This window comes from Candidatus Terasakiella magnetica (assembly GCF_900093605.1).
Classification (GTDB): Bacteria; Pseudomonadota; Alphaproteobacteria; order Rhodospirillales; family Terasakiellaceae; genus Terasakiella; species Terasakiella magnetica.
On sequence record NZ_FLYE01000034.1, the window covers coordinates 87,551 to 100,604 of the forward strand.

At 47.5% G+C, this 13,054-nt stretch carries 14 protein-coding genes; 4 read left to right on the forward strand and 10 right to left on the reverse strand.

The window, feature by feature from the left end; translation table 11 throughout:
- Nucleotides 1-126: 126 nt before the first annotated feature.
- The 3 genes from MTBPR1_RS11295 to fdxA all read right to left on the reverse strand — a co-directional run bounded on the left by MTBPR1_RS11295 (nt 127) and on the right by fdxA (nt 2,170).
- Complete coding sequence (locus MTBPR1_RS11295) at nt 127-927, reverse strand: hypothetical protein (RefSeq protein ID WP_069189121.1); 801 nt, start codon at nt 925-927, stop codon at nt 127-129.
- A gap of 83 nt (nt 928-1,010) precedes the next feature.
- A complete protein-coding gene (locus tag MTBPR1_RS11300; RefSeq protein WP_069189122.1) occupies nt 1,011-1,517 on the reverse strand; it encodes a CarD family transcriptional regulator in 507 nt (168 codons plus the stop codon).
- A 317-nt stretch (nt 1,518-1,834) separates the two neighbouring features.
- Nucleotides 1,835-2,170, reverse strand: coding sequence for a ferredoxin FdxA (fdxA, locus tag MTBPR1_RS11305; protein ID WP_069189123.1), 336 nt, complete (start codon nt 2,168-2,170; stop codon nt 1,835-1,837).
- A gap of 270 nt (nt 2,171-2,440) precedes the next feature.
- On the opposite strand from fdxA, the gene MTBPR1_RS11310 reads away from it, so the two are divergent.
- Together MTBPR1_RS11310 and MTBPR1_RS11315 are read left to right on the forward strand one after the other, a co-directional pair.
- Nucleotides 2,441-3,043: a DUF938 domain-containing protein gene (locus MTBPR1_RS11310; protein ID WP_069189124.1), complete on the forward strand. Its 603-nt coding sequence runs from the start codon at nt 2,441-2,443 to the stop codon at nt 3,041-3,043.
- 17 nt (nt 3,044-3,060) lie between these two features.
- Nucleotides 3,061-3,294: a hypothetical protein gene (locus tag MTBPR1_RS11315; RefSeq protein WP_126465192.1), complete on the forward strand. Its 234-nt coding sequence runs from the start codon at nt 3,061-3,063 to the stop codon at nt 3,292-3,294.
- Nucleotides 3,295-3,354: 60 nt separating this feature from the next.
- Here the strand turns inward: MTBPR1_RS11315 and MTBPR1_RS11320 are convergent, their stop codons facing one another.
- Nucleotides 3,355-3,783 carry a MaoC family dehydratase gene (locus MTBPR1_RS11320; protein WP_069189126.1) on the reverse strand — a complete coding sequence of 143 codons (429 nt, stop codon included), beginning with the start codon at nt 3,781-3,783 and terminating at the stop codon, nt 3,355-3,357.
- 101 nt (nt 3,784-3,884) lie between these two features.
- Between MTBPR1_RS11320 and MTBPR1_RS11325 the strand changes: the two genes are divergently transcribed.
- Complete coding sequence (locus MTBPR1_RS11325; RefSeq protein ID WP_069189127.1) at nt 3,885-4,943, forward strand: M23 family metallopeptidase; 1,059 nt, start codon at nt 3,885-3,887, stop codon at nt 4,941-4,943.
- A gap of 82 nt (nt 4,944-5,025) precedes the next feature.
- Entirely contained in the window at nt 5,026-5,379 is a 354-nt protein-coding gene (locus MTBPR1_RS11330; RefSeq protein ID WP_069189128.1) for a carboxymuconolactone decarboxylase family protein, read from the forward strand.
- Nucleotides 5,380-5,404: 25 nt separating this feature from the next.
- Here the strand turns inward: MTBPR1_RS11330 and MTBPR1_RS11335 are convergent, their stop codons facing one another.
- From MTBPR1_RS11335 to MTBPR1_RS11360, 6 genes are all read right to left on the reverse strand, one after another.
- On the reverse strand, nt 5,405-6,703 hold the full coding sequence (locus MTBPR1_RS11335) for a M16 family metallopeptidase (RefSeq protein WP_069189129.1): 1,299 nt from the start codon (nt 6,701-6,703) through the stop codon (nt 5,405-5,407).
- A gap of 1 nt (nt 6,704) precedes the next feature.
- Nucleotides 6,705-8,036, reverse strand: a complete 1,332-nt coding sequence (locus MTBPR1_RS11340; protein ID WP_240492887.1) for a M16 family metallopeptidase — start codon at nt 8,034-8,036, stop codon at nt 6,705-6,707.
- Between the two features lie 77 nt (nt 8,037-8,113).
- Nucleotides 8,114-8,701, reverse strand: a complete 588-nt coding sequence (locus MTBPR1_RS11345; RefSeq protein WP_069189285.1) for a DUF3035 domain-containing protein — start codon at nt 8,699-8,701, stop codon at nt 8,114-8,116.
- A 25-nt stretch (nt 8,702-8,726) separates the two neighbouring features.
- Nucleotides 8,727-9,236: a signal peptidase II gene (gene lspA, locus MTBPR1_RS11350; RefSeq protein WP_069189130.1), complete on the reverse strand. Its 510-nt coding sequence runs from the start codon at nt 9,234-9,236 to the stop codon at nt 8,727-8,729.
- A gap of 30 nt (nt 9,237-9,266) precedes the next feature.
- Nucleotides 9,267-12,056 carry an isoleucine--tRNA ligase gene (ileS, locus tag MTBPR1_RS11355; RefSeq protein ID WP_069189131.1) on the reverse strand — a complete coding sequence of 930 codons (2,790 nt, stop codon included), beginning with the start codon at nt 12,054-12,056 and terminating at the stop codon, nt 9,267-9,269.
- Nucleotides 12,057-12,077: 21 nt separating this feature from the next.
- The gene (locus MTBPR1_RS11360; RefSeq protein ID WP_069189132.1) at nt 12,078-13,028 is read right to left on the reverse strand and encodes a bifunctional riboflavin kinase/FAD synthetase; all 951 of its coding nucleotides are present in this window, start codon (nt 13,026-13,028) and stop codon (nt 12,078-12,080) included.
- Nucleotides 13,029-13,054: the final 26 nt, after the last annotated feature.

Genomic DNA, 13,054 nt, shown 5'->3' on the forward strand with positions numbered 1-13,054 from the left:
AGAAGGATTAGGCATACTCCCCGCAGAAGTACTTGTACTTTAAGGGGTGTATAACGACAGCTTTCTTCAAATTCATCCTGTCCCTTTGGGATTTATTAAATTAATAGGTCCTGACCCTAAAGCTGTCTAGACCTCGATTCGCTCCACCAACGCGCCGCTGTCTTCAAAACAGACACAAACAAGCTTGCCGCCAAGCCCACAGCCGCCATCAATGCAGAGCTGGTGTTTTGCCATATGAAAGCCTTCATGGCGATGGTCATAGCCGCGAATCGTGCGATCATAGCCACTATAGGGGTGATCTAGCTCGCGAAATTCCTGTGTGCCCCACCAAAAAGCATCACTTTGGGCATCAAGTGGCATATCGGGCACCACATTGGCATTCACAAACAAAAGCTTCTTATCTTCAGTGTAAGCCGCACGTTTTAGGGCGTCCATATATTGCTCATGCCCATCCATCTTATGCATGCTGGCTTTAAGGATATTCATCCAGTCACTCACACCCTTCATGCCACCATGGGCGGCCTCAATACCTTCATCACAACTGGTGCCATAGGCCTGCAAGGTACTATCAACACCTTGGTTGGACATCCATGTGAGCACTTCTTCAGGTTCTTTGGCAAAAGGCAGGTGGCGCAGCTTATAAAGCATCTCTTCCTGACAGCCGCGCAAAAAGATCACATCATCAAGCCCGGCCCCGTCTTGTAAGATAACAAGGCGGCGAAAGTTGAGAATCTCGTTAATGCAGCCTGCTACATCAGGCCCGCGCCCCATGATATTGCCCGTATAGATCAACACATCACTGGGCAGAAAATGATTAGCCAACTGACCATGCATAGCCTTGAGCTGGTCAAGCTCCCCATGCACAGCAGAAACGGCCCAAACGCGCCGTTTGCCAGTTATTTCTGCAAATTTAGATGTCAATTGCATGTGTTAATTTTAGCTCCAAAAGAAAAGGCAGGAGGATCATCTGATCCATCCTGCCCTTCTAAAAGACGTTATGCAAGAAAAGCTTATGCAGCTTTTTCTTTCTGAAGGACGTCTTCCAGTTTCTCAGTTGCTGCATCTTTGTCAATATTTTCAACAGCTGCGACTTCATGAGCGAGGCGCTCAAGGGCTGCTTCATAGATTTGACGCTCAGAGAAAGACTGGTCAGGTTGTCCAACATTGCGGTACAGGTCACGTACCACTTCAGCGATCAGAACCGGGTCACCGGAGTTGATCTTTGCTTCATATTCTTGTGCACGACGGCTCCACATGGTGCGCTTGACTTTCGCTTTGCCTTTAAGCGTTGTAATGGCGGAATCCATGATTTTACCGGAGCTGAGTTTACGCAGGCCAGCAGCTTTAATTTTGCCAACTGGGACACGAAGTGTCATACGCTCATGTTCGAATGTAATCACAAACAATTGTAGTTCATGACCACCGATTTCTTGTGTTTCAACACCCACAACGCGGCCTACGCCATGTGTTGGATATACGACAAAGTCGCCAGAATCGAACGGGAGGTTTTGAGCCATATTTTATTCTCTCTTACTCTTCATAAGGACACGACAAAAAAAACCATCTGTCTTTGAAAACAGAAGGGGGTCGATGATGACAGAAGTGTCCTTATGTGGTTGGTTGGCCGATCAGAGTTTCATAAAGTTTGACAGGTCTATTAGACTCTGGACGGTCAAAAACCGGCCCTGCATGGAACCGGCTGTTGGTAAGTTTATATCACAAAATAGCCCTAAAAAACAGGCCTAAGTTACAGATTCATGACGAAAACCTGCTTCTCCAAAGCAGAAAAGCAGGTTTAAGAGATAAAAAATGCTGCAGAGCAACAGGTTAAGGATTAATCGCCTTCGCCTGGTTTTTCGCTCATTTCAGCTTTCTTGCCTTTGCGACCATTTTCCGCATCAGCATTTTCCATTGCGTCTTTCTTGGTCGTGATATTAGGCCAGACTTCAGAGAATTTCTGGTTAATTTCAAGCCATTCCTCGATACCATCTTCGGTATCAGGCAAGATCGCTTCTGCCGGACATTCAGGTTCACACACACCACAATCGATACATTCATCAGGGTTAATCACCAGTGTGTTTTCACCCTCATAGAAACAATCGACCGGGCAGACCTCGACACAGTCGGTGTATTTACATTTAATACAGTTTTCCATGACAACGTAGGTCATTTAAATCTCCGTTTATGTGACCGCTTTTTACACAAAACTACCGAATCGGGCTTTTCCAAAGCGAATCGTTAATATTTTTTCCTTTAAAGGTATTTTCAAGCCATACCTTCAAGAACTGCAATTGAGGTAGCATAATCCCTTCTAGACAGCAACCATATGAATAGTATGGGTATTGGTTTTTTTAAGCTCTCAAAACCACCTAAACAGGCCATGGGACTTGAACAATCTTAAAAGACTTCATACCTTGCTGATAAAGAAGGAACTTTATTTATGCCCCATCGCCTCTTTTATCCAGCAACACAACGAAACCGTGATGCAATTTTTTCAATCCTCAAGCAATTTTTACCCCAACAAGGTAACGTGCTTGAAATTGCCAGCGGCAGTGGCGAGCATGTCATCCATTTTGCACAATCATGTCCAGATCTTAACTGGCAGCCCAGTGACCTTGATCCCGACTGTTTAAAAAGCATCCAGTCTTGGATTGAGCATACGGGCTTAAAAAATATCCACTCTCCCTTATCCTTGGATACGACCTCAAACGCAAATTGGCCGCAAACTGAACTTGATGCACTGATATGTATCAATATGATTCATATTAGCCCGTGGGAAGCCACCATCGCCTTGATGAAAAAGGCCGCGCATTATCTTAAAGAAGACGGTTTCCTTTATCTTTACGGACCCTATAAGCGCAATTCTCAACATACCGCACCCAGCAATGTCGCTTTTGAGCAGTGGTTAAAAGAGAAGGACCCACGTTTTGGGGTGCGCGCCATGGAAGAGGTTGAAGCAGAGGCGGCAAAAAACGGGCTTAAACTGGCTCATGTCTATGACATGCCTGCCAATAATTTTTCCTTGGTTTTTCACCCCGCTTGACGCTATATCCTACAGCCATGAGTAAGAACCCAAATTTCAAAGCCGATATGGTGGTCTTTGGCCTCTTTATCTTTTTACTAGGCGTGGTGTTTTCCGTCTTTGTACTGGAAAAAGACCCGGACGCCCGACTCGGCCTGTTTGGCATCAGCATTTGGGTTCTCGTCATCGTTGGTGCGCTTTATATGCGCAAACGCTCAGCTGAAAAAGATGCGCAAGACGATGAGGCTTCTAAAGACGACAGCCAAAAATAAAAGGCCCTGCACATTTATATGCAGAGCCTTTTTCATATTCATTATGCCAGAGCACAATAATTAGTCGCGAGCAGGAACCATAATGGTTGCATCGCCAACGATGACATTTGTATCACCAACCGTACAAACGGTTTCAAACTTAATCATTTTCTTGGCATCGTCTTTTTCAAGAGCTGTCACACGTGCAACAACCGTATCGCCAATTTTAACAGGCGCTTTGAATTTCAGATTCTGCGCAATGTAGATACAGCCCGGGCCAGGCAACTTTGTGCCAAAAACAGTCGAGATAAAACCAGCACTCAACATACCGTGTGAGATGCGTGTTTTAAACATTGTGCTGGCGGCAAATTCTTCATTCAGATGAACCGGGTTTGTATCGCCTGACACACCAGCAAATGCCATGATATCGGCTTCTGTAACGGTTTTAGAAAAAACATCGGTCATACCGACATCGATTTCGTCATATGAGTAGCCGTAAAGCTCTTCCATGGTTTCATCCCTTAAATATAATAATTAACGTCTGCGCGGCACTATATACGGAAGTAAAATTCTTCCAAAGTGAAAATTCCCTCTTTTCTTTAATGAAAAGAATGTTTCATAATGCGCGCGCTATGATCATTGGAAAATTCGCCCTCACCTTTTTTGCATTTTTGCTGCTCTCCCCTTCTGTCTGGGCCGGGAAAATTGCGCCTGCGCCAAACATGATCTTACCCATTGAGTGCGAACTGGGCTGGAACTGCTGGATTGCCAATTATGTGGACCATGATCGCACCAAGGCGGCCAAAGATTACGCCTGTGGCACACAAACCTATAATGCCCATAAAGGCACCGACTTCATGATCCGCAATTATCGCGATATGCAGGCCGGGGTGGTGGTGCGCGCGGCCAGTGACGGTTTTGTGGTGGGTACGCGCGATGGCATGAAAGATATTGATTTTCGCAAATTACCAAAAGAGAAAATCGCCAAAAAGAAATGCGGCAATGGCGTGCGCCTTAAACATGAAAATGGCTGGATCACGCAATATTGCCATCTGCGCAAAAACAGTGTGAAAGTCAAAAAAGGCGATGCGGTAAAACAAGGTGATATCATCGGCCTTGTGGGCCATTCCGGTATGGCAAGTTTCCCTCACCTACATTTTCAAATCGAATATATCCCTGAAGGGTCCACCAAACGCACAGGCCATGCGGTTGACCCGTTTGTTGGGGTCTCACGCCTTGATAAATGTAAAGCCAGCAATAAAGCACTTTGGCCCAAACCCGTGATGAATGAGCTGGCCTATCGCAAGCTGGATATTTTTGATATCGGCTTTTCAGCGACCCAGCCCAAACATAGCGGCTTAGTGCAAGGGCTTTATGATGATGAAACCCTTTCTATACGCTCGCCTCGCCTATTTTTATGGGGGCGGTTTTTGCATGTGAAAAAAGGCGATATAATCACTTTCACCATCACCGCACCGGATGGTGAAAGCGTGCTCAATTACACCAGTACCATTGAGAAAGACCAAGCCTATCGCACCCTTCATGCCGGTTTGCGCAAACCCACATTAAACTGGGAAAATGGTGTCTATCGCGGGCTGATCAAGCTGGTGCGCAATGATGATAATGGCGGGCGAATTTATAAGTCCGACAGTACAATTACCCTCAAATAACGATTTAAAATAATTGTTGATCATCCGAACATTTTAATATATTAGAATATGCTAAATATATTATTTGCGATGGAGAAAATAAATGAGCAAGAATTACCCTGAAATCGCCAAAGACCTGACAGGTGCGATCAAGACCCTGCGCGGTGCCATTCCTGAAACCATGAGTGCCTTTTCACAACTGGCACAAAGCGCCAGTGCTGATAGTGTTCTTGATCCAAAAACAAAAGAACTTCTTGCCATTGCCATCGCGATCACAACACGCTGTGACGGCTGTATTGCTTTTCATGTAAAAGCCGCCCTTAAGTTTGGCGCAACCCGTGAAGAAGTCGCTGAAACCGTTGGTATGGCTGTTTATATGGGCGGTGGGCCGTCTATGATTTATGGTTCCCAAACACTGGAAGCCTATGACCAGTTTGCTGAGAAATACAAAAAGTAATCTCAAACAAACCGATCAGAGTTGATTATAATCCTTCAGGCTGTCCGACAACGACGGCCTGAAACTTTTCTGGCATCAGTAATGATTTCGCCATCCGGTTTACATCTTCCAATGTAACCGCTTCTACAAGCTTGTTTCTTTGCTCCAAGAAATCTATGGGTAAACGATCCATCTGCATAGCGCTCAAGATCGCCGCAATGCTTTCACTTGAATTAAAGCGCAAGGCAAAAGAGCCTGTAAGATAGGTCTTGGCATCACGCACCTCTTCAAAGCTAACACCCTCGCGGGCAGCCTTTTGCCATTCATGGCGCACCACATCGAGTGTTTCTTTCACACGGGCATTTTGCGTGCCAGCCCCCACCATAAAGAGCTCGGTCTCCTCATAATTTGCCAGATAGCTATAGACCGAATAGACCAGCCCGCGCTTTTCACGCACCTCTTCATAAAGGCGCGATGAAAAACCACCACCGCCTAAAATATAATTCAGCACATAAGCAGCATAAAAATCAGCATCGTCACGCTTAATGCCTTTTTGAGCAAACAAAATGCTGCTTTGTGGCACGGGCTTATTCACCACATCCGTAGTCTTTTTAAACTTCAGCTTCACAGGTGGCAACTGCCAGGGTGCGGCGTGATCGGGCAGGTCTGAAAAGGTTTCATCAAGTAATGATTTGAGTTTCTCAGGCGTGATATCACCCGATACACCAATCACCAGATTATCTTTGCCTAAACGGTTTTTCGCAAAGGCCTTTAAATCAGCACGGGTCACATTTTCCATTCCCTGTACTGTCCCTTTTGAGCCGCGCGAATAAGGGTGATCACCCATCACTTCCTTATAAATCTTTAGCGCGCCAAGGGCAGCGGGGTCTTCTTCGCGTTGTTTGAGCTGGGCCAGAATTTGTGCGCGGATACGCTCCACAGGCTCGAGATCAAAGCGCGGGGTCGTTAAGGCCGCTTTAAGCATCTCCATTGAGGCATCTAAATTTTCACGCAAGGTTAAGACGCGCCCGCCAAAACTATCCATGGAAGCTTCAAAGCGCAAAGTGATGGATAAATCTTCAAGACGGGCCTGAAAGCCTTGGGAATCCCATTTTCCCGCACCTTCATCCATGGTGGAAGAGACAAGCCGTGCCAGCCCCTCTTTGCCTATTGGATCAAGGGCAGAACCACCGCGAAAAGCAAACTTAAGTGACACAATGGGATTGCGATGATCTTCAATCAACCATGCCTTTATGCCGGAAGACGAAGTCACTTCCTGAACAGGCGCCAAGGCAAAGGCGGGAAGAGATAAGAAAAGAGTAAGAGCTAAGACAATATAGCGCATCTTATTTATCTCCCATGCCGAGCAAAATACCTGTCACGGTTTTCTGGTCTGTTAAGACGGCGCGCATGGCCCGATTTACATCATCAACCGTGATGGATTTAATCATTTCCGGCCAGTTTTCAATACGCTCAAGTGATATATCAATAGCAAGCGCCCCGCCAATCACTTGGGCTGCGGTGCCCAGATTATCCCGGGCAAACACCGCTTCATTAACCAATGATTTTTGCGCTCGTGCCACTTCATCAAAGCTCACGCCTTTTTCCAACAAAAGATCGATTTCCTTTTGCAAGGCAGCTTCGCTTTGTTCAATAGAGCCCCCTTGTTGCGGGCTCAACCAAAATGTCATTTCTGATAGATCAAGGCGGTTTGGTGAATAAGACAGACCTGCTGAAATAGCAATTTTCTTCTCAATCACAAGGGAGGTATAAAGCCGGCTGGTGGCTGAACCGCCCATAATATTTTCTAAAATCTGCAACGCATAAGGTGCTTTCGCATCCGTCGCACTATCTTGATAGCTCGGTGCAAAATAACTGCGCTGTAAGCTCGCTTGGCGCACACGGGCATCGCGTTTGATCACACGGCGGTCCGCATGGGCAGGTGGCTCTGAGGGGCGCATACGTTTCATTTCAGGACCGCGCGCAATCCCCCCATAATATTTTTCAGCCAGTGGGCGCAGCTCCTCCATGGTGATGTCGCCTTCCACAATCAAAATTGCATTATTGGGCGCATACCATTTTTTATAAAACTTGCGTAAATCTTCAAGACTTAGGGCTTCAATTTCATGGGCCCAACCGATCACCGGAATGCGATAGGGGTGGTTCATATATTGCGCCGTATCGATTTGTTCGCGCAATTGGGCGGCGGGGTTATTATCGGTGCGTTGACGGCGTTCTTCCAAAATGACTTGGCGCTCCGGCTCAATTACCTCTTTAGTGAGAGTGAGGTTGATCATGCGATCAGCCTCCATCTCCATCACCAAGGCCAAACGGTCTTTGGCAACTGTCTGGTAATAGGCCGTATAATCATAAGAGGTAAAGGCATTATCGCGCCCGCCATTTTTGGCAACAATTTTGGAAAATTCCCCTGCGGCAATTTTCTTGGTGCCTTTAAACATCAAATGTTCAAAATAATGGGCAATACCAGATTTGCCTGCGGGCTCATCAGCTGACCCCACTTTATACCACACCATATGACGCACCACAGGCACGCGGTTATTGGTCACCAACACCACCTGCATGCCGTTGTTCAGCATGAAGCTTTGCGGGTTAAAGACAGCCCCTTGAACGGGATAAGAAAAAAGAAAGGCTGAGAGGACAAACAAGATCAGACGCAAAGGAAACCTCAATCACACGGAAAAATAAACGATCCATTATGATGTAGTTTCAGATTATGGCCTGACAAGGGCAAGGCTTATTTCAAGAAGTCCAGCGCGCCTTCTAAGATCGCACCTTCTTTGCGCTCAATCACAACCGCACTTTGACCATCAACGGCCTGACCCAAGGCTTGGGCTTCACGAATGCGTTGGGCTTCTTGTGCCGCATCGATCTTGGAACCAAACGGTTCTTTGTTTTTCCAGAACATCAAATCTTTTGCAAAAGTTTCCGATTCTGAAATAAAGGCACTTGTTTCGCGATCAATGGTTTGGCGAATAGATGGGTCTGCATGGACCGCACCGGTTTGTTCCAACAAAGACTTCAAGCCCGGTGACATATTGGAATAGCTTCCCAACGCATCAACTTTTGCCGCAGCAGCGCGACGCCCGGTTAAGGCACGGCGCGCTTTTTCTTGCTGGTTTTCCGTATTGGGGCGCTCTACACCCGGTGTTGGTGGCTTAAGGGCATAATCTGGCGGCAAGCTTAAGGGTGCGCGTGTATAAACAGCAAATTCATCAGGAGCTGTTTTTTCCAGACCCAACATTTCTTTGGTGCCACTACAGGCGCTTAGCGCAACAGCAGCAATCGCCAAACCGAGAAATTTCTTATAGGTACGCACAGACATGTTCATCGCCAAACTTGAAATCGAATTAGTCACTATCTTCAGTTTTAGAGGAATCTTGCTTACTAAACAAGCTATCTAAGATCAAAAAGGTTGCCCCGCAGGTAATTCCGATGTCTGCCACGTTAAAGGCAGGCCAGTGATAGCCCGCAATATGGAAGTCCAAAAAGTCCGCAACCGCGCCCCAATGCAGGCGATCAATACCATTACCAATGGCCCCGCCAATGATGGCACCACACGGAATGGCAAAGATAAGTCGCCCTTCACGGATCATCCAAATTGTAAGCCCAACAGCCGCCACAAAGGCCATTGCTGCCAAGACATAGATCTTAATCTGCGAATCCCAGCCAAACATCCCAAAAGACACGCCACGGTTCCACGCCATGACGATATTGAAAAAGGACGTCACCTCAATAATCTTGGGCGGCATCATCACATCATAGACGATTTCAATCTTGGACCATTGATCCAACAGAAAAATAATCACAGCTGTGAGCAAACCCGCCAGATAGGGCTTTTTTTGAAAAGTCTGGTTCATCACATACCCGTTGCGCCAAAAGGACCGTTGTTAGCCAATTGCATCTTCACAACGTTTACAGATGCCACCCTCAGCACTCACTTCAGGCAGGATTTGCCAGCAACGCTCGCATTTACCGCCGTCAGCTTCCTTAAAGACAACACCAACCCCGGCCACATCTTCCATGGTAAAGGCCTCAGCCGGAACGTCGCCTTCAGCCAGACTTGCGCCTGATGTAATGGAAAGTTCTGCCAGATCAATACCGCTCATGGCCTCAACATAATCTGCTGTTGCAAAGACTTCCGGTGCAGCTTGTAAAGACGACCCGATGGTTTTCTCTTTACGCTTCAGCTCAAGCGCACCCGTTACGACTTTGCGCAAATCACGCACCTTAGCCCATTTTGCCGCCAGTGCCTCATCCTGCCAATTGGCTGGGATTTCCGGGAATGAACGCAAGTGAATAGACTCAGCATCCTCACCAAAACGACAAGTCCAAGCTTCTTCACATGTAAAGACCATAAACGGTGCGAGCCACGCGGTTAGTGTATTAAACAAGGTATCAAGAACCGTGCGCGCCGCACGGCGGCGAATGCTATCAGCCCCATCACAATAAACCGCATCTTTGCGAATATCGAAATAAAAGGCAGAAAGTTCAACCGCGCAGAAGTTATGCAGCTCGGCAAAAGCTTTGTGGAAAACAAAATCGTTACAGGCACCGCGCAGCTGTTGATCCAGCTCAAACAGGCGATGTAAGACCCAACGTTCCAGTTCCGGCATTTCTTCAACGGGCAGTTTTTCAGCCTCGCTAAACCCTTCAAGGTTACCTAGCATATAACGCAAAGTGTTGCGCAAACGGCGATAAACATCTGATTGTTGTTTGATGATTTCAGGGCCGATGCGCAGATCATCTGAGGTATCTGCTGAAACCACCCACAAGCGCAGGATATCTGCGCCATACTGGTTGTTCACATCCTGTGGGCTTGTCACATTGCCCATGGATTTGGACATTTTGAAGCCTTTTTCATCCAATACGAACCCATGGGTCAGCACCGCATCATAAGGGGCGCGACCGCGCGTACCACATGAGGCAAGCAAGCTTGAATGGAACCAGCCACGGTGTTGGTCTGAGCCTTCAAGATAAAGGGAAGCAGGCCAAGAAAGGTCATCACGCTCTTCCATAACAAAAGCGTGGGTCACACCAGAATCAAACCACACATCTAAAATGTCGGTGACTTGATCATAATCCTCAAGCTTATACTCACTGCCCAAAAACTCTTGGGGATCACGTGCATACCATGCATCTGCGCCTTCTTCTTCAAAAGCAGCAACAATGCGGTCCACAACGCTTTGATCACGTAAAGGCTCATCTGTTTTCTTATCCACAAAGACCGTGATCGGCACACCCCATGCGCGTTGGCGCGAAACACACCAGTCTGGGCGGTCCTTGATCATCCCGCCAATGCGGTTGCGACCAACTTCTGGCACAAAGCGTGTTTCATCAATGGCTTTAAGCGCTTTTTCGCGCAGCTCATTTGTCTCCATCGAGATAAACCACTGCGGCGTATTGCGGAAAATCAGCTTGGCTTTTGAGCGCCATGAACACGGATAGCTATGGGTGATTTTACCAGAGGCAAGCAAAGAGCCCACTTCGGTAAGTTGTTCTAACACAAACGGGGCAACTTTATAGACATGGTTGCCTGCAAAGATCGGCACATGTTCATAATAACACCCATCTGGGCCGACTGTATCGGGCACGGCAATGCCATATTCCATGGAGACTTCCCAGTCTTCCTGACCGTGACCCGGTGCGGTATGGACAAAGCCCGTACCAGCTTCTGTTGTGACATGATCCCCGGCAATACAAGGCACATCAAAGTCATAGTCACGACCGCGCCATGGGTGTGAACAAATGGTGCCTTCAAGCTCTTTACCCTTAAACTGTGTCACCAGTTTAAAATCAGCCACTTTGGCTTCGCCCATGACTTCACCTGCCAAGGCTTCTGCCACACAGATTTTCTCACCCACACGGGCAAGCGAGCCATCATGCACGTCAATGATTTCATAAACGCCATAATCAATGTCAGTACCATAAGCCACCGCACGGTTGCCCGGAATGGTCCATGGTGTGGTGGTCCAAATCACGATGGTGGCATCTTTCACCGCATCAAATTTGGTTTCTTCCACCTTAAAACGCACATGGATGGTGACAGACTCATGGTCAAAATATTCAACCTCAGCCTCAGCCAACGCCGTTTTTTCAACGGGCGACCACATGACAGGCTTAGCCCCTTTATAAAGGCTGCCATTCATCAAAAAGCGGCACAGCTCTTTGGCAATGATGGATTCGGCCTTGTTGGTCATGGTCAGATACGGATCTTCCCAATTGCCCACCACGCCGAGACGCTTAAATTCTTCACGCTGGATATCGATCCATTCCTTGGCGAACTGGCGACATTCCTCACGAAATTCCAGAACGGGAACCTGATCTTTATCTTTCTTCTTCTTGCGGTATTTTTCTTCGATTTTCCACTCAATCGGCAGACCGTGACAATCCCAACCCGGTACGTAGTTGGCATTTTTGCCCATCATCTGCTGAGAGCGAACAATGATATCTTTAAGAATCTTGTTAAGCGCATGACCAATATGCAAATGACCATTGGCGTATGGAGGGCCATCATGGAGCACAAAATCCTCACGGCCTTCGCCGGCTTTGCGCAATTGCTCGTAAAGACCTGATTTCTCCCATTTATCCAGAATCAGCGGCTCTTTTTTGGCAAGGCCAGCACGCATTGGAAAGTCGGTTTTAGGAAGGAATACGGTCGATTTATAATCCACAGTCATGGTCTGCTCGTATCAAGAGGGTTAAAAAGGTTTGGTACTCTTTAGTATGTCTTTGGCTTGGATGCAATCTTTTGCAATCTGCTCTTTAATTTCATCCAGACCATCAAATTTCTGCTCAGGGCGGATGAAATCCACCAAGGCCACCCGCAAATGTTTGCCATAAAGGTCACCCTCAAAGTCAAACAGGTGGGCTTCCAGCAAAATATCACGCTTATCAAAGGTCGGGCGTTTGCCAATATTGGCGACCCCGTCATGCCAGACCGTATGGGTGCCATGGTCCACACCTGCGCGAATGGCATAAACCCCAAGGGCCGGTTTTAAATATTCATGCAGTTCAATATTACAGGTGGGAAACCCAATGGAGCGCCCGCGTTGATCCCCTTCAACCACACGGCCTTCAATCTCAAAGGGGCGACCCAGCACACCACTGGCTTGATGTGGTTCACCCTCAACCAGATATTCACGCACGCGCGTTGAAGAATAAGCCTCTCCGCCGTTATCGGTCACCGGATTAACACAGGTAAAACCAAAGCCATGCTCGCGCCCCTTATGAAGCAACATGTCAGGGTTGCCTTGACGCTTGGCCCCAAAATAAAAGTCATAGCCACAGACCACATGTTTAGCGGCTAAGCCATCGACCAGTACTTTCTGGATAAAATCTTCAGCAGAAACTTTGGCGAAATCCATATCAAATTGCAGGCAGACCAGATGGTCAACATCCATTTCTTCCACATGGCGCGCTTTAATGCGAAACGGCGTAATGCGAAACGGGTCCTGTTTGGGCATGAAAATCATACGCGGATGAGGCTCAAACGTCAGCACAACCCAGGGAATACGGTGTGCTTTGGCAATCCATCCGGCCTCGCCAATCACTTCCCTGTGCCCCATGTGCACGCCGTCAAAGTTTCCAATCGCGACTGCGCCCCCTTTGACCTCGGGCGGCAAGTCCTCAAAATGTCTGAAAATGCGCATGGCGCGAAGGTAGCGAGATTGGACGG